Source organism: Vibrio sp. AND4, from assembly GCF_000171815.1.
Classification (GTDB): domain Bacteria; phylum Pseudomonadota; class Gammaproteobacteria; order Enterobacterales; family Vibrionaceae; genus Vibrio.
Genome location: NZ_ABGR01000002.1, coordinates 83,720 through 100,485 on the forward strand (window position 1 = coordinate 83,720; position 16,766 = coordinate 100,485).

Genomic DNA, 16,766 nt, shown 5'->3' on the forward strand with positions numbered 1-16,766 from the left:
CTTTGACCTCGTCACAGCCTCAAAAAAAGAATCCCGCCGAAGAGCAAGTGAAACCGTCAAATGGTGCGCAAAATGCCAAAGCGGAGCAGACTAATGCAATTAAAAAACCAACTTCTAAGAACACAGTACCACAAGCTCAAGTGAATAACGCGGCGTCATTACGTAAAGCGCTTGACCAGTGCATGATGCGTGACCGCTTCCGTTTGAGTAAACGAATCTCTGGTGCGAGTAAAATCAAAAAGGACGAAGCACGTAACGCTGTGTTTGATGAAATCGCACTAGATATTGCCAAATCAATGATGGTCGTGGAGCAGCGCAGCAGCTACAAACCAACGATTGAATACCCTGAAATCCTGCCAGTCAGCCAAAAACGCGACGACATTGCGAAAGCGATCGAAGAAAACCAAGTGGTGATCGTTGCTGGTGAAACCGGTTCAGGAAAAACCACTCAGCTACCAAAAATCTGTGCTGAGCTTGGTCGCGGTAAATTCGGTCTGATTGGTCATACTCAGCCTCGTCGCCTTGCGGCGCGGTCGGTTGCGAACCGTATTGCCGAAGAGATGGAAACCAAGCTTGGCGAGTTTGTTGGTTATAAGGTTCGATTCAACGATCAGATCTCTGAAAATACCCAAATCAAATTGATGACGGACGGTATCTTGCTGGCCGAAATTCAGCATGACCGTTTCTTGAATCAGTACGACACCATCATTATCGATGAGGCCCACGAGCGCAGTCTTAATATCGATTTTATTCTGGGCTATTTGAAAGAGTTGTTACCACGCCGTCCTGATTTGAAAGTGATCATCACGTCGGCCACCATCGACCCAGAACGTTTTTCAAAACACTTCAACAATGCCCCCATTATTGAGGTATCAGGTCGAACTTATCCTGTGGACACACGTTACCGCCCACTCAGCGGTGATGATGATAACGATCGCGATCAACTTGAAGGCATTTTTGAAGCGGTTGATGAACTGTGCGATGAGGGTTTAGGTGACATCTTGATCTTCATGAACGGTGAGCGTGAGATTCGTGATACCGCCGATGCTCTGTCTAAACGTAACCTGAAGAGCACTGAAATTGTGCCGCTCTACGCGCGTTTGTCCGCAGGTGAACAGAACAAGATTTTCCAAGCTCATACAGGGCGTCGAATTGTACTGGCAACTAACGTAGCAGAAACCTCGCTGACGGTTCCTGGTATCAAGTACGTAATCGATCCAGGTACCGCGCGTATTAGCCGATACAGTTACCGTACTAAGGTACAGCGTCTTCCAATTGAGCCTGTTTCTCAGGCGAGTGCGAATCAACGTAAAGGTCGTTGTGGTCGTGTGGAAGAGGGTATCTGTATCCGTCTTTACTCAGAGGAAGACTTTGAGTCACGTCCGGAATTTACTGATCCTGAGATCCTTCGTACCAACCTCGCATCGGTTATCTTGCAGATGACCGCTCTTGGCTTGGGCGATATTCAAGCTTTCCCATTTGTGGAAGCGCCTGATAAGCGTAACATCCAAGACGGTGTGCGTTTGCTTGAAGAGCTTGGTGCGATTAATGCAGAAACTAAGGGCTCCGCCTCTCAAGACAGTAAGAAACGTTTAACTAGTGTCGGCCGTCAACTTGCACGTTTGCCAATCGATCCACGCTTAGCGCGTATGGTGTTGGAAGCACCTAAACAAGGTGCGTTGAAAGAAGTGATGGTCATAGCAGCAGCATTATCGATTCAAGACCCGCGTGAGCGTCCAAGTGATAAGCAGCAATCATCAGATGACAAGCACAAACGTTTCTTCCATGAAGAGTCCGACTTCCTGACGTTTGTGAACTTGTGGGATTACATCCAGAAACAGCAAAAATCCTTGACGAGTAATCAATTCCGTAAGCAATGCAAACAAGATTTCCTGAACTACCTGCGTGTACGTGAGTGGCAAGATGTTTACTTCCAAATTCACCAATCTATGCGGGAGATGGAGTTCAAACTTAACGATGAGCCAGCGTCTTATCACGGTGTGCACAGTGCAATCCTTGTTGGCTTGCTGTCACACATCGGTATGAAAGACCAAGAAAAGAATGAATACCAAGGTGCGCGTAACGCTCGTTTCCATATCTTTCCTGGATCGGGTCTGTTCAAGAAACAACCTAAGTGGATTATGTCTGCTGAGTTGGTGGAAACCTCAAAACTTTGGGGGCGTACCATTGCTAAAATTCAACCAGAGTGGATTGAACCCTTAGCGAAGCACCTGATTAAGCGTAGCTATAGTGAGCCTCATTGGTCGAAGAAACGCGCAGCAGTCATGGCACACGAAAAAGTGATGCTTTATGGCGTACCAATTGTACCTAAGCGTTTGGTGAACTACGGCAGTATTGATCCTACTGTCAGTCGTGAATTATTCATTCGTAGCGCGCTGGTGGAAGGTGAGTGGGAAACCAAACACGCGTTCTTCAAGCAGAACCGCAAGCTTCTTCAAGAGGTGGAAGAACTTGAACACAAATCCCGTCGTCGTGACATCTTGGTGGATGACGATGAGCTGTTTGATTTTTACGATCAACGTGTTGGTACTGAGGTTGTTTCTGGCAAACACTTCGATACGTGGTGGAAGAAAGCATCAAAAGACAACAATGAGCTGTTGAACTTTGAAAAAGAGATGCTGTTCAAGGGCGATGCCAGCCATGTGACCGATTTGGATTACCCTAATTTCTGGTATCAAAGCAACCTGAAACTTAAACTGAGCTACCAGTTTGAACCGGGTGATGATAGTGACGGTGTCACTGTTCACTTGCCTCTACCGATCTTGAACCAAGTTGAACCAGCAGGGTTTGATTGGCAGATCCCGGGTTTACGTCATGAACTTGTTGTGAGCTTGATTAAATCGCTGCCGAAGACGGTGCGTAAGAACTTCGTTCCTGCGCCAAATTACGCCGATGCGTTTTTGGCCCGTGTAACATCAATGGAAGCACCATTGCTTGATTCATTAGAGAAAGAGCTTCGACGCATGACAGGTGTAGAGGTTCTGCGTGAGGACTGGAATATGGATCAAATTCCGGAGCACTTAAAGGTGACTTTCCGCGCGGTTGACCATCGAAATCGCAAGTTGAAGGAAAATAAAGATCTTCACGAATTGAAAGAAAGCTTGAAAGATAAAGTCCAAGAGACGCTTTCCAAAGTCGCGGATGACGACATCGAGCAACAAGGCCTGCATACGTGGAGCTTCGGTGACCTGCCAAAGGTGTATCAACAAAAACGCGGCGGTTACGACGTTAAAGCGTACCCAGCGATTGTGGATTCTAAAGACAGTGTTGAAATCAAACTGTACGAGACCGAATACGAGCAGGTCACGGCAATGCAAGCGGGTCAGCGCCGTCTGATCTTGTTGAACGTGCCGTCGCCAATCAAATATCTGCACTCTAATTTACCGAACAAGTCGAAACTAGGTTTGTATTTTAACCCATACGGCAAAGTGCTGGATCTGATTGATGACTGCATTGCATGTGGTGTAGACAAGCTTATTGAAGAGCAGGGCGGTTTGGTTTGGGAGCCAGAGAAGTTTGATGCGTTAAAAGAACACGTTCGTGCTGAGCTCGGCGATACTGTGGTGGAAATTGCGCAGCAAGTAGAAACCATTCTTACCACGGCTTTCAATATTAATAAGAAGTTAAAAGGAAAGATCGATTTCACTATGGCGTTCGCGCTGTCGGACATTAAAGCGCAAATTGAAGGGTTGATCTTTAAAGGCTTTGCAACAGAATGTGGTTGGAAACGACTACCAGATATTCTACGCTATATGCGCGCGATTGAGCGTCGTATGGAGAAGTTGCCGATCGATCCAAACAAAGACCGTTTGCACATGTTGAAAGTAGAATCGGTTACGAGTGATTACAAAGAGTTGTTGAACAAAATTCCAAAAGGCATGATGATTCCGGAGAACGTCAAAGCGATCCGTTGGATGCTTGAAGAACTTCGCGTAAGCTTTTTTGCTCAACAATTGGGTACCCCGTACCCAGTTTCTGATAAACGTGTCAAAAATGCGATTGATGCTTGCTAATTGTTAAGTAAAATAGCGGCAGTTTTCTTGTGGGCTTTATTGACTTATCAATGGTTTGTCCAGTGATAGGCTAGATTGGTATCGTAATTGCTAGTTATCGCCCACAAGTAATTTTAGTCACGAATAAGGCAGTATTTTGCCTCCTTCGTATTAGCACTACTTACCTCTGCTTGGTGCAGATGTGGGTAATCAAAAAAGAGTAAAGGTTGATGATGAAGAAAACCCTATTGGTAGTCGCACTTTTAAGTGCTTCTTCTGCTGCAATGGCAGATTCATGGATTTATGGTGGCGCTTCTGTTGGTCAGTCTGACTACAAAGGTAAAACAGACACGTCTTACTCTGTACACGTAGGTACAGGTATCCTGCCAATTCTTGGTGTTGAGGCAGGCGTGACTCAGCACGGTAAATTTAAGGTTGCAGGTAAAGAAACTAAGTTGACTTCTTACTATGCAGCGCTGAAACCTAGTATCGATTTTGGCCCTTTGCAGCTATACGCAAAAGGTGGTTTTCATCAGTGGGATAAGAAAGTATCTGGCGGTAAAAACGACGATGATTTCGATCTTATGTATGGTGTAGGTGCTGAATACGCTATTTTCGGTCCTGTGTCTATTGGTGCAAGCTACATGAATTACAACACGGACAAGGACGACGTTGGTACGTTTTCTCTAAATGCGTCTCTGAACTTCCTATAATCATCGAGCTTTTCGAAGATTTACTTAATAAACACCGGCATAGCGCCGGTGTTTTTTATTTTAGGAGCCATTTGTGAGAACGGCACGTTTTGCATCAATCCTGAATTGGATTCGGCCGACATTTTATATTGGTTAGAGGGATGAATTTGTCGTCTTTTGCGAAATAAACCCCACACTCGTCGCCCCTAAGTTGCAGAGTGTATTGATCGAATAACTTGGATTCTGCATCATCCAGTGGCCTATCGTAATCCTCCATTAATTGACCAGAATCGATCAATAGATAAGAATTGATTTCAAACGTATTAGAGGCAATTTCTGGCGCTGCTTCGAAACCTTGAATCGTATTAATTGCTTGTCGGATTTCTGTCACGGTGTCGCCGGAGGTCTTGATGCTAAGCGCGTTAACATTATCCTTGTTTTTTGACGACGCACACCCAATCAACAGCATACTGATAGCGGCTCCGGAAAATAATGCACTTATTTTATATAATTTAGACATGAATACCCTCTTGTCGCAGTGGACCCCGTTTTGAACTCGTGGCGTAACATCTAGTATTGGCGAAGAGCAGTTGATTCCGCAGCAACTGAAGCCGAAGGGCAAGCTCCTGTCGCCATGCCGTTAAGTATAGCAGAACCAAGCAGCTCAACATTTTGTAATCTATACCAATATTAGAAGATATAAGTCTTTTTGCTGTAGGTGTAAATCCGCAGTCAAAGACCGCTAGGCCCTTCGCCGGAAGACTTAATTGTCTAAAATGCCTCACACTAGTCCATTACTGAGAACACGCAAACGTATATGAGTACTCTCATGCCCTCAGTACACCAAGACATCAAGACATTTGGTCGAGTTGATATTGGTACTTTTCCTCTTGCGCTTTGTTACCAACCGCACGTTCTAGCTCAAGCATGAGGCGTAAAGATGTTTTTTTTATGCCATAAACTTGATTAAAGCGTATCAATCGAACACGTGCGTCCGCGTAGTTACCACTGTCGATTTCGAGCTTGGCGAGTTGAAGGAGCGACTTAGGCCGATGAGGATCATGTTCTATAGCACGAGTGAAGTAGTACATCGCTTTGTCTTTATTGTTTGATTTTAGAGCGCAGAACCCAGCATTTTCGTAACTGGCAGAGATCAAATAGTAGTATGTCTGATTAATTGCCTGATTAAACATCTCGTCTGCTCGCTTATATTCCCCCTGTTTACAGAGGAAGGCGCCATAATTGTTGAGTACATTACCGTTTTTTGAATGTTGCCTTAGAGAACGCCTATACATGTCTTCTGCTTTTGACTTTTCTCCGACAGTTTCGTAGTAGTGGGCCAATGAGAGCTGAGCTTGGAAAAAATTTGGCGCGTGGTTGAGGGCTTGCTGCAGATTGTCGTGAGCTCGTATCATGTCATCGTTTTCCAAGTAACCGAGACCTAGAGCGATTCTTGACTCTGCCATCGTAACAGGATCGGTTTTGACCACAGGACGACTATTTTCTTCGCTAACGGTAACGCATCCCATTATGCTTATCTGACTCGCTAATACGGATGTAGTGAGTTTTCCGAACGTCATATTCATGCCCCAATCCCTGACTCACGAAACATGATATAAATTTTGGAAAAAAAAACTAACGAGGATAAAACGGGATGCGATCAGGTTGGCAAACTGACATAAAAGGCCGCCAGTTGACGGCATAGTTCACACAGCAAAAGCAGAGAGTTAATCATCTTTTGTAAACGCTTCTTCACTAAAGTGATCCAAGTCATACGGTGTCTGTTGATAAACGCAATAGTTTAGCCAGTTAGAGAACAATAGGTGCCCATGGCTTCGCCAGCTTGCGCATGGTGGGTTATCTGCATTGTTATTGGGGTAGTAGTTAATTGGAATCGCAGGTTCCATACCTTCCCCCAAGTCACGAATATATTCATTGTGCAATGTGAGTGAATCGTATTCTGGGTGACCAGTAACGAAAACATTTCGTTTGTCTTTGGTTGTGGCGAGATAAGTCCCTGCGATGTCTGAAGTTGCAAGAATATCAAGGTCAGTGTGCTGTTCTAAAAATTCAGGCGAAAAGTCGGCGTAGCGCGAGTGAGGAGCCAAAAAGGAATCATCGAAGCCACGTAAAAGGGGATGATATTGGTGATGTATTTTGTGGTGATAAACCCCGGATAGCTTCTCTTTACGTGTTTTCTTCGGCAAATTATAAAGCAACTTTAAGCCCGCTTGCGCCGCCCAGCATACGTAGAGTGTTGAGGTGACGTGTTCCTTTGCCCATTCCATAATGGTTTTCAAGTGATCCCAATAAATCACGTCTTCAAACTGAACTAAGCCCAATGGTGCACCTGTAATGATGAGACCATCGAAGTTTTTACCTTTCACAACCTCAAACTGACGATAAAACGTATCTAGGTGTTCCTTTGGCGTATTTTTACTCGGGCGGTTATCGATTCGTAACAGCTCCACATCAACTTGAAGTGGACTGTTAGAAAGTAGACGAAGAAACTGAGTTTCTGTCTCTATCTTCTTTGGCATTAAATTGAGAATCAGCACTCGTAACGGACGAATTTCCTGGCTTGCCGCTCGACTCTCGTTCATTACAAAAATGTTTTCTGCTCTTAACACATCGCTAGCAGGTAACTGATCTGGAATTCTAATTGGCACGACCTTCTCTCCCTGAAATTTGCTTTTTAGACGTCTATACATCTAAAGTTAACGTAATTGCTTATGGATGTCGATACGAAATGTGGCTTGGGGCAGGATTTCTTTTTGGGTGGTGAAGGGTTTTTTAGTTTCTTAAGATCAATAGAATTGGATAATACATTTTTTATGTGGGTATAAATGTATTTAAAACCTTAAATAATTTAAGTATATAAAGGTGGTTTGTTTAACATGCGGTATTGTAAAATAATGTTGTAAACTTTCTTTAGTTTTATCTGGTGATATATTTTAAGAAAGTTATTTAATTAAATTAAATAACGATACTCTATTGAAGTTAAAAGCATTATAAATTAGAATTTAAAATGTTGTGCAACGGTATTGGTTTTGTCACAAATTGGTTGCAGGTAGTGAGTCTTTGTTTTTGTGGTTAAAACGTCGTTCTTTCTATCTGTGTAGCGCCATGTATGGAGGTGTCATGCTAACATTACAGTGTCTTACGCTATTATATTTTTCTTTTGGATTAATATGCAGTAGATTTCAACAGGTTCAGTAAAGCTTCATTTGATGAAAGTAGCCATGAACTATTATAAATTAATATTGGTTTAAATTTACTTATAATTAATGCCGTATGCATCATTCATTAACTCGTCAGTTCGTTAGTGGTAAGGTCTATTAAAGATGGTAGCAAGGATATTAAAAAATAATATATCCAATAATCCTTGCTGATGCAGTTAATATCATCTTGTTAATGTGGACCTAAAAAAGCCCAGCAGAATGCTGGGCTTTTTTTATTTAAACACACACTAGTTATATTACTCTTTAAGTGCTCTCAGGTCAGGCAATCCTTACTGATATATATTCAACGAATTTCCTCATCTAAACTTACGAAGTCCTGGTTTGATGCTTATCCTCTTGAACAGGGCGCTTCAATCGATACGTCAATCAGAGTCGAGAATTTTGCATAGGTTGACTTCTGGGCAAGATTATTACGATGGTGTAAATGTGATTTGCGTCAGTTTTTATGGCACGCTAGTGGATTCTAATTATAATCCTGCATTCAGAAATTCGATATGTCATCGAATTCAGGTTAACTGAGCGTTGATTGCCTTATGTTCAAAATGCTTGTTTCTATGCCTCCACTGGTTGCATTGTCTATTGCGATTGTTTGTGAGGTGATTGCAACTTCCTCTATCCCTAAGACAGAACAGTTTACCAGGATGATGCCAAGTACTGTGGTTATCGTTGGGTATGGTATTGCTTTCTTCCTGCTGTCTGTAACAGTAAAAAGCATGCCAGTTGGTATTGTGTATGCAATTTGGAGCGGTGCGGGAATTGTGCTTGTCGCTGCTGTTGGTTACTTTCTATATGGGCAGAAGCTTGACCTTGCTGCACTGGTTGGCATTGGTTTCATCCTTACTGGTGTTATGATTGTGAACTTGCTATCCAAGACGATCGGTCACTAGTCAAAATACTGCAAATAATAAAGCCGCGATTGATTAGCGGCTTTTTACTGTCGAAAAAGTGTTCGTGTTCATTCGCCATCGTCGCAGTTTCCGTTCATCAGAAAGATAGAAAATCATTTACGATGATCGTAAAGCTTATTTCAAAAGTGGGTGTTGGCTAACCCCAGGCCAAAGAAGATAAACAAGCTGCCACTGATGTAATTTAACCATTTACTGGTTTTCGAAGAAGTCAGTAAAGTTTTTACTTTAGTGGCAAAGAAAATGACAAACAAAAACCATATTGCGACAATACTCGCTTGAAGCGCACCCAACATCATGCTTTGCTCAAGAATGTGTTCTGGCTGCACAAATTGAGGAAAAATGGATAAGTAGAACAAGACGATTTTCGGGTTAAGGAGGTTGGTTAATAATCCTCTTACAAAGGCTTGTTTGAGAGTTTGTACCTCAATTTTACGGTTGAGTTGTAGCTTCTTATTTTCAAGTTTAAACCCACTTTTGAGGTTATTGATGCCCAGCCAAATCAAGTAGCCAACACCTGCCCATTTGAGTGCATTGAACGCTAATGCTGATTGAGAAAGCAACAAACTTAATCCTTTTGCAGATACAAAAGCGTGGATTAAAAAACCAAGCGCGACACCGAAAATATTCGCAATGGCAAAGCGGCGGTTTTGCGTGAGTGCGGTAAACAAAATGAGTAATGCATTGGGGCCAGGGATAATGGCTAAAAAGAAGACGATTCCACTGAAAGCCAGCAAGGTGTCGAGATTCATGGGGGATCCAATTACGGCAAAAGATTGGTATTAGTGAGCAGGACTTTACACTTTTGAGGTAAGGAAAACAAACATTTGCTCAATGGATTGCTTGGCAAATAATCTATTGGGCTAATGTTTGTTTTTGATAGAAAATGCGATCGCCATGTTCCTCAATACCTCAACCCTTTCTGTTTTTTTTATACAAAATGGTTAGCATTTTGTTTCAATTCTACGAAGATCGCATCTTTTTTGTTTAACTTGGTCATATTTGCAGCGATATCAGAAAGTTCTTATTGTGCAACGTATTAAAGGGGCATAAGCTCAATACGCCTTATAGTTTTATAAGCACAGTCAATGATAGTTACCATGTGTATCTTATTATTGTTTTTAAGGATTAATAAGACGATTTCGTCTGATGATATATTGATGAATAAGAATACTATACTAAAATTCAAGGTTGAATTTTTGTCCCCTCGTTACTGGGCAACATTGAGCATTATTAGCATTATGTTCCTCCTTAGCCTTCTCCCATTTCGTGTTCAACTTGCGCTAGGAAGCGGGATTGGTCGTATTGCGATGCGATTAATGAAAAAGCGACAAGTCACGATCAAGCGCAATTTAGAGCTGTGCTTTCCTGGCTTAAGCCAACACGAACGCGAAGCGATTTTAAAAGATAATATTGATAACGTAGGTATCGCTCTGTTTGAGACAGCTATGGCTTGGTTTTGGTCAGACAGACGTGTACTCAAGCACGTGAAGATTGAAGGAATGGAGCACATTGAAGCGTTAGAAAAACAAGGTAAAGGCGTTTTAATGTTAGCGGTCCATTCTATGAATTTGGAGCTGGGCGCTCGTGCATTTGGCATCAAAAAGTCGGGTTCTGGTGTTTATCGGCCGAACAGCAATCCATGTTTTGATTACTTTCAATACAAAGGACGTTCTCGTTCAAATCGTACTTTGATCGATCGTAAGAACGTAAAGGGTATGCTACGAGCACTCAAGTCAGGGAACAGAGTTTGGTATGCGCCAGATCATGATTATGGCACACGACGTTCCACGTTTGCGCCGCTGTTTGCTGTAAAGCGTGCCTGTACAACGACAGGGACAAGTTTGTTAGTAGATGCGACAGACTGTGTGATTGTGCCATTTACCATGGTTCGTGGGAGCAATGGGCAATACACCTTAACCATCAGTGCTCCTGTAGAGGGATTCCCGAAAAATGATCCTGAAAAAGCGGCCTTGTTCGTGAACAAGATTGTAGAGCAATCGATCATGGCCAGCCCGAGCCAGTACATGTGGCTGCATCGCCGTTTTAAAACACGACCGGATGGTGAACGCTGTTTGTACAAGCCGCGGCTTGAGCCGGCAATGTAAACACCAAGCCCAGACATTGTTCTGGGCTTTATTTTGTCTGTTGATTCAATTCTAAATAGTTGTTTGTCAAAATCACGATGATTTATCTGGGATGAGCCATGCTATTGGTCGTGTTAGCTAGAGAATGGAAACAATCAAAATCAACAGCGGCGAAAGGTTGCATGAAATTACTCACTTTATTTTTTCACCAAATTTTCAGCCAACTTTCCAGTCGTGATTTGAAATGCGGCGAGTTCATCGTCCGACACGTTTAACGTCATTTTTTGAAATATTTCAGCGTCAACTACTTTGATCTTATCCAGTACTTTATTACCTTTATCTGTGGTCAATAAGCATTGGCTGCGCTTATCTTCAGGGTTTGGTCTTTTCTCGATAAATCCTTCTGCTATCAGCGTTTGTAGCAAGCGCGTTACTTGCGCTTTATCTCTGTTTAAGAAGTTCACCACATCCATTGCTGTGCAAGGTGATTGTTTACTTATAATTTTTATAACCCTCACATGCATAGGTGCAATAGGGAGCTCAAGTTGTTCAACTTGTTCGTGCAGTTGGCGCTTTAAAGCGTGCACGAGATGGAACAGATTATCCAGCGACTTTGGATTCAAAATGTAACACTCCAAATCAAGGTTGTTGACTTTGTCAATCAAATAGATATAGTTGACATTATCAACTTAATTGAAAGCGACTGCAAGCTGAATAATTAATCATATAAATCTTGATAGTTACACGAAAGAGTAAGTGCTTTCTGAAGGCGAATGAATATTGCTTGGATATACGAGATGAGAGACGAAAACAGTTACCGCATTACCATTGAAGAAGTGAATGTCGAAGAAGGCATTGCAACAAGAACCTTAAGTTTTGAAGTTCAAGATCGTGAAGATATGTTGGACATCGTCGAGAACATTAAACAGGGCAGTGGTTTAAAGCCAGCAGAAGCTACTCGCGTAGGTGTCGCACTGCGTTTGCTCGGCCCAGTTATGATGAAAGAGCGTAAGCATCCGTTGTTTGCAGACTTTATGCCACACTTCAAAAACTTCATGCAAAACATGAAAATGACTGTGAAACGTAACCAAGTTTAATTGCGGATCCTTATGTTCTTTTCAGGTGCTTTAACTTTTTTCAGATTAGTACAATTAGAAAAGCTGGTATCAAACCAGCCTTTTCTATTTAGCTAATCTATTTACTTAAGTAGCGATTCTCTAAGTGTATTTTGAAATGTTTCGCATTTAGAACTTCACCTGTCGCCTGTCTCACTAGTTCATCTGTCGTCAATAAGCTACCTTTGCTCCAAATGTTGTCAGATAGCCAAGCAAAGATAGGTGATAGGTTTCCAGACTGAACGGCACTATCTACGTTAACAGTTTGCTTCATCGCTGCCATAAACTGAGCTGCGTACATTGCACCAAGTGTGTATGAAGGGAAATACCCGAAAGCGCCATCAGTCCAATGGATGTCCTGCATACAGCCATTCTTGAAGTTACCTTCAGTTGAAAGACCCAGATAAGCCTTCATCTTTTCGTTCCACAGCTCTGGGACATCAGTATGTTTGATCACGCCATTCATGAGATCCCGCTCAATCTCGTAGCGTAGGATAACGTGAGCAGGGTAGGTCAGTTCGTCAGCATCAACTCGAATGAAGCCTTTCTCTACGTGAGTGTAAATCTTCGACAAATTATCTTGTGCAAACTCTGGGCCTTCAAAATGGTTAGACGCTAGGCGCGCTAAGTGCTCTACAAACGCTTGGCTGCGGCCCAATTGCATCTCGAAGAACAGTGATTGAGACTCATGGATACCCATTGAACGAGCTTGGCCTGCCTTCAGACCAGCCAATGATTTCGGCAAACCTTGCTCGTAGCGAGCGTGACCTGTTTCATGCACTATACCCATCAAAGATTGCACGAATTCTTTTTCATCGTAGCGAGTGGTGATTCGAACATCTGTTGGAACACCGCCACAGAACGGGTGGACACTTTCATCAAGACGACCGTGTTCAAAGTCGAATTGAAGTAGCTTCATGACTTCTAGCCCCAACGCTTTTTGTTGCTCAGATGGGTAATGGCCGTTTGGCAGCAGAATATTATTGGATTTTTGCTTTTCAATGGCATCATCAATCATGGAAGGAAGCCACGTTTTTACGTCTGAAAATAGTGTGTCTAGAGAGGCTGATGTTGTGCCCGGCTCATAGAGGTCAAGCATTGCATCATATGGCGACGAGCCAGAGGCTTCCGAGCGAATTTGTGCTTCTTCCTGAGACAGTTTTACCACCTCAGACCAGTTTTTTTCGAAGCCAGCCCAGTCGTCATCGCCGCGTTGGGTGCGCCATGCGTGCTCACATTTAGAACCCGCCAGTGATTGCGCTTGCACTAACGATTCAGGGAGCAGATTCGCTTGCTGCCAATCGCGCTTCATTTCACGAAGCACAGCTTGATCTTGTATTGATAGTGACTGTTCCTCTGCTTGAGCAAACAAATCGCCAAGATGAGGTTGTGTTAAAAGAGAGTGGATATGAACCTCGAGTTCAGCCATGGCATTTGCACGTGCTTCCGCACCGCCAGAAGGCATAACAGATGCCTGATCCCAGCTTACAACTGCAGATAAATGACCAAAATTGGAGACTTTTTTTGAATGTTCGACGAGTTTTTGAAATGCGCTCATGTGACTACTCTTTGTTATGTTCTTTCCTGAAACGCCCCGAGCGGGGCCCTTGAACGTGACGTTCGAACCTCTCGACAATGATGCAAGGAAAAGCAGCATCATGGCAATATCGCTGTAGGTGTATTTCTAATTTACTATTTATTAACAAATAATGCAGGTCTATTGTTCACAAATTCAGTTAGTTGTATATACCCAAGTCACTTCGAGATGCTTGGTTCAGCGAGAATGACTTGGTTTGCAGACGTGGCGTCGATTTAAAGGTCCAGTGGGTATAGCATCCAATAAAAGTTGCTTGCGCATTGAGTGGTTTGAAGGTATTGATGAGTGATACAACTAACTATGAAAAGAACATGGAAATTTTAAACTTTGAGGCATTTCTGATTGCCATCACTATTTTGACGTTAACACCGGGGTTGGATACGGCGTTGGTGATCCGTAACACCAGCCGATCAGGTCTTAAGGATGGTTGTACAACCAGCTTAGGAATATGTTGTGGCCTATTTGTCCATGCACTATTTTCTGCAATTGGAATTTCAGCCATCTTAACTCAATCTTCTGAGTTATTTCTGATGATTAAAATGATTGGTGCGACTTACCTAATTTGGCTAGGTTTGAGTAGCTTACGTGCATTGATGAGGACTAATGGAAGTGTTGTTTTGCCTGAAGAAGCGTATCAAGCATACAGCGGTAAACGCGCCTTCCGTGAGGGATTCCTTTCCAACGTGTTGAATCCGAAAACGGCGGTATTCTATCTCGCATTCTTGCCTCAATTTGTAAACCCAGAAGGTTCTCCATTACTGCAATCCATGCTGATGGCGGCGATTCATTTTGTCATTGCGATGGTATGGCAATGTGGCTTGGCTGGTGCGTTGAACTCAGCAAAACAACTACTGAAAAGCGCAAGTTTCATGAAATGGATGGAAGGGGTTACAGGTGTTGTGCTCGTGGCGCTTGGTATTAAACTGTTTGTGGAAACTCCTGCCTGATGCGTACTCTTATCCAAATTGTTATTGCCTTGCTTAGCCTCATCGCACTTTTTCTTGGAATTGTCTCTTGGAAGACGGTGCCCCAGCTTAATTTTGCAGAGAGAGGGATGAGTTGGGAATGGCACTGGTCTTACTTTGAGCCATTTTCTAACGGTATTCAAGTTACGCGTACGCAAGACACAAGACAATTACTGCTGCGTCGTGTTTACCTGGAAGAGTCGGTGGTTGTGTTTTTCGGCACCACGCTGGACAATAAGTTTGAGTTCGATGTGGTTAACCAAGGCAACTGCGTGCCTGAAAGCCGTAAATGGATATCGGTGTCTGTGAATAGCCTGCCTTTTTCTAAAGCTCCTATGGTGTGTGAGGCTTCTGGCAAGAGTTACATTTACCGATTTGTAGCGAATAAGCTAAGCAGTGTTGAGTTTCGTATCGGAGATGACTTTATTCGCGAGGACTTCAGCCAATGGCCGGTTTCGGAAATTAAAGCTGACCAATTCAAGCAGCAACACTCGGCCTTTTTTAACAAACAAACGGGGAATAATGAGCACCAATGGCTAAGGGATTAACGTATTGATGCTATTCGTGTATTCGAGGGTGAAAACAATGAAAAGAGACAAGCTCTCAGCCCATCTCTTATTTCCTGTCATTTAGTCTATTGGTTGTACGAGTAAGCGAGCTGAATGAAAACCAAGTTGGGCTAAAGCGCCAGCATCGAAGTCTGTTTTTACTGTGACATCACCCGCCTGAATCTGCAGTGGGCTTGAATCTTTAGCCCATTGTAGAGGGGTGTCGACAGTTAACTCTTTGCCGACATCTATCATCCCAGCATATTGTGACTCTACCTCGAAAGTTCCAGATACGTGGGAATAATAGGGACGCAAACTTGCTCCAGCGGCATATTGCATCATGTCTAAACCATGATTATGAATTGCCCAACTCCAATCCCACCATTTTGTTTTTCCCGGAATGTATCTGTGGTCCCATTGATAACGAATATTTTCGCTAACCTCACTGCTACGACCCATAGTGAATGTATGAGGAGTCGTTGGTCTATCGTCTGGGTGAGAGAACCAAGCGTTGCCATCGTGACGTAAAAAACCATCGAAATCCACACGGTAACTAATATCGGCTCGTATACGAAACGGGTACGATATATGAGAGCGATATAGATCGATTTTAATTGGTAGGATGGAGTGAGGGGAAACCGTCAAATTAGCTTCTCGAGTTGCTGTATCGGTATCCGTACCTTTATTGAACTCTGAAAATGTTTGATTTCCATCCAACGTAACATTGTAGTTAATGCTCCCGACCTTTGGCCACTGAAACCTATTGTTGATGTGAACACTCTGCGCGAAAGTAGAATTATCAGTTTTATACCAACTTTTAGACTGGCCAACGTCAACTTGAACGTTAATATGTTTTGCCATACTTTGGGCATTGATCAAATAGGCCGTGATCGACTTAATCAGCTCATTGGGTGATTTAGAGGGGGCATCGTATGAAAAATGTTTTGGGTTGAGGCGGTAAGCGAAGTCTTTAATCGTAATTTTGGTTTTTTGTTTACATCGGTAACCAGTACATGAACCGCTGTTATTCCCTTGTATTTCCCAGTGACTGTCTGTCTTTCTAACGAGCATGTCTTCGCCCACAAATTGCCCGTCATTCCCACCAAGCCACGCATAGCCTAAGGTGTGAGCGAGATAACTGATTGGGCGAATGAAGTCTTGATCGTTTGTCACGAGGTTTTGTTCAATCTCTGTTACATTTCCACCAGGAATAAACAACGAAGGGTAGCGTGGAAGCTCGGCATTAGGGTGAATAGGGTAACACCATGTTTTGTCGCTCGCTTGTTCCGGCTTTATCTTTCCATGATAACCTGTGCCCATTATTACCCAGCCATTTTCTAGGCCGACGATATCCCATGTTTGCATCCGAGATAGGAGCGAATTTCTATGTTCTAGTGCTTCTTGATGATTTAGCTGACGATAACCTGAGCGACATTGATGATTTTCCATCTCGTCAATAACAAGTTGATCAGAAAAAACTTTACTGTGAGCAAATGTAGATAACAAAGAGAGTGCGAGCGTCATAGTGAGCAACGTACTGACGTTAAGCATAAAAATATCCTTGATTTTAATGAATGATTAAATTGTTAATACTTTTGGGTA

14 protein-coding genes are annotated in these 16,766 nt (G+C 43.0%); 7 read left to right on the forward strand and 7 right to left on the reverse strand.

Annotation, left to right across the window (positions count from 1 at the left end):
* Window positions 1-2: 2 nt before the first annotated feature.
* Both hrpA and AND4_RS03155 read left to right on the forward strand, forming a co-directional pair.
* Entirely contained in the window at window positions 3-4,034 is a 4,032-nt protein-coding gene (gene hrpA / locus AND4_RS03150; RefSeq protein ID WP_186004042.1) for an ATP-dependent RNA helicase HrpA, read from the forward strand.
* A 212-nt stretch (window positions 4,035-4,246) separates the two neighbouring features.
* Complete coding sequence (locus AND4_RS03155; protein ID WP_043991468.1) at window positions 4,247-4,726, forward strand: porin family protein; 480 nt, start codon at window positions 4,247-4,249, stop codon at window positions 4,724-4,726.
* A 94-nt stretch (window positions 4,727-4,820) separates the two neighbouring features.
* Here AND4_RS03155 and AND4_RS03160 read toward each other — a convergent pair whose 3' ends face one another.
* From AND4_RS03160 to metA, 3 genes are all read right to left on the reverse strand, one after another.
* A complete protein-coding gene (locus AND4_RS03160; protein WP_009841456.1) occupies window positions 4,821-5,225 on the reverse strand; it encodes a hypothetical protein in 405 nt (134 codons plus the stop codon).
* 331 nt (window positions 5,226-5,556) lie between these two features.
* The gene (gene pilW, locus AND4_RS03165) at window positions 5,557-6,285 is read right to left on the reverse strand and encodes a type IV pilus biogenesis/stability protein PilW (RefSeq protein ID WP_043991469.1); all 729 of its coding nucleotides are present in this window, start codon (window positions 6,283-6,285) and stop codon (window positions 5,557-5,559) included.
* Between the two features lie 147 nt (window positions 6,286-6,432).
* Complete coding sequence (gene metA / locus AND4_RS03170; protein ID WP_009841458.1) at window positions 6,433-7,374, reverse strand: homoserine O-succinyltransferase; 942 nt, start codon at window positions 7,372-7,374, stop codon at window positions 6,433-6,435.
* A 1,106-nt stretch (window positions 7,375-8,480) separates the two neighbouring features.
* On the opposite strand from metA, the gene AND4_RS03175 reads away from it, so the two are divergent.
* Complete coding sequence (locus AND4_RS03175) at window positions 8,481-8,834, forward strand: multidrug efflux SMR transporter (RefSeq protein WP_043991435.1); 354 nt, start codon at window positions 8,481-8,483, stop codon at window positions 8,832-8,834.
* A 140-nt stretch (window positions 8,835-8,974) separates the two neighbouring features.
* On the opposite strand, the gene AND4_RS03180 is transcribed toward AND4_RS03175, so the two are convergent.
* Window positions 8,975-9,604 (reverse strand): LysE family translocator, encoded by a 630-nt coding sequence (locus AND4_RS03180; protein ID WP_009841460.1) that lies wholly within the window; start codon window positions 9,602-9,604, stop codon window positions 8,975-8,977.
* A 408-nt stretch (window positions 9,605-10,012) separates the two neighbouring features.
* On the opposite strand from AND4_RS03180, the gene AND4_RS03185 reads away from it, so the two are divergent.
* Window positions 10,013-10,960: an LpxL/LpxP family Kdo(2)-lipid IV(A) lauroyl/palmitoleoyl acyltransferase gene (locus tag AND4_RS03185; RefSeq protein ID WP_009841461.1), complete on the forward strand. Its 948-nt coding sequence runs from the start codon at window positions 10,013-10,015 to the stop codon at window positions 10,958-10,960.
* A gap of 176 nt (window positions 10,961-11,136) precedes the next feature.
* Here the strand turns inward: AND4_RS03185 and AND4_RS03190 are convergent, their stop codons facing one another.
* The gene (locus AND4_RS03190) at window positions 11,137-11,565 is read right to left on the reverse strand and encodes a MarR family transcriptional regulator (protein WP_043991470.1); all 429 of its coding nucleotides are present in this window, start codon (window positions 11,563-11,565) and stop codon (window positions 11,137-11,139) included.
* 171 nt (window positions 11,566-11,736) lie between these two features.
* Between AND4_RS03190 and AND4_RS03195 the strand changes: the two genes are divergently transcribed.
* Window positions 11,737-12,036, forward strand: coding sequence for a DUF3861 domain-containing protein (locus AND4_RS03195; protein WP_009841463.1), 300 nt, complete (start codon window positions 11,737-11,739; stop codon window positions 12,034-12,036).
* A 97-nt stretch (window positions 12,037-12,133) separates the two neighbouring features.
* Here AND4_RS03195 and AND4_RS03200 read toward each other — a convergent pair whose 3' ends face one another.
* Window positions 12,134-13,612 carry a carboxypeptidase M32 gene (locus tag AND4_RS03200; protein ID WP_009841464.1) on the reverse strand — a complete coding sequence of 493 codons (1,479 nt, stop codon included), beginning with the start codon at window positions 13,610-13,612 and terminating at the stop codon, window positions 12,134-12,136.
* 350 nt (window positions 13,613-13,962) lie between these two features.
* Between AND4_RS03200 and AND4_RS03205 the strand changes: the two genes are divergently transcribed.
* Both AND4_RS03205 and AND4_RS03210 read left to right on the forward strand, forming a co-directional pair.
* Window positions 13,963-14,598, forward strand: coding sequence for a LysE family translocator (locus AND4_RS03205; protein WP_043991471.1), 636 nt, complete (start codon window positions 13,963-13,965; stop codon window positions 14,596-14,598).
* Entirely contained in the window at window positions 14,598-15,164 is a 567-nt protein-coding gene (locus tag AND4_RS03210) for a hypothetical protein (protein WP_009841466.1), read from the forward strand. Before AND4_RS03205 ends, AND4_RS03210 begins: the two co-directional genes overlap by 1 nt.
* A gap of 81 nt (window positions 15,165-15,245) precedes the next feature.
* Here AND4_RS03210 and AND4_RS03215 read toward each other — a convergent pair whose 3' ends face one another.
* Window positions 15,246-16,715, reverse strand: a complete 1,470-nt coding sequence (locus AND4_RS03215) for an aerolysin family beta-barrel pore-forming toxin (protein ID WP_009841467.1) — start codon at window positions 16,713-16,715, stop codon at window positions 15,246-15,248.
* Window positions 16,716-16,766: the final 51 nt, after the last annotated feature.

Coding starts and splice junctions, on each gene's coding strand:
- AND4_RS03155 (WP_043991468.1), top strand. CDS start 4,247: ATGAAGAAAACCCTATTGGTAGTCGCACTTTTAAGTGCTTCTTCTGCT.
- AND4_RS03160 (WP_009841456.1), bottom strand. CDS start 5,225: ATGTCTAAATTATATAAAATAAGTGCATTATTTTCCGGAGCCGCTATC.
- pilW (WP_043991469.1), bottom strand. CDS start 6,285: ATGACGTTCGGAAAACTCACTACATCCGTATTAGCGAGTCAGATAAGC.
- AND4_RS03175 (WP_043991435.1), top strand. CDS start 8,481: ATGTTCAAAATGCTTGTTTCTATGCCTCCACTGGTTGCATTGTCTATT.
- AND4_RS03180 (WP_009841460.1), bottom strand. CDS start 9,604: ATGAATCTCGACACCTTGCTGGCTTTCAGTGGAATCGTCTTCTTTTTA.
- AND4_RS03185 (WP_009841461.1), top strand. CDS start 10,013: ATGAATAAGAATACTATACTAAAATTCAAGGTTGAATTTTTGTCCCCT.
- AND4_RS03195 (WP_009841463.1), top strand. CDS start 11,737: ATGAGAGACGAAAACAGTTACCGCATTACCATTGAAGAAGTGAATGTC.
- AND4_RS03200 (WP_009841464.1), bottom strand. CDS start 13,612: ATGAGCGCATTTCAAAAACTCGTCGAACATTCAAAAAAAGTCTCCAAT.
- AND4_RS03205 (WP_043991471.1), top strand. CDS start 13,963: ATGGAAATTTTAAACTTTGAGGCATTTCTGATTGCCATCACTATTTTG.
- AND4_RS03210 (WP_009841466.1), top strand. CDS start 14,598: ATGCGTACTCTTATCCAAATTGTTATTGCCTTGCTTAGCCTCATCGCA.
- AND4_RS03215 (WP_009841467.1), bottom strand. CDS start 16,715: ATGCTTAACGTCAGTACGTTGCTCACTATGACGCTCGCACTCTCTTTG.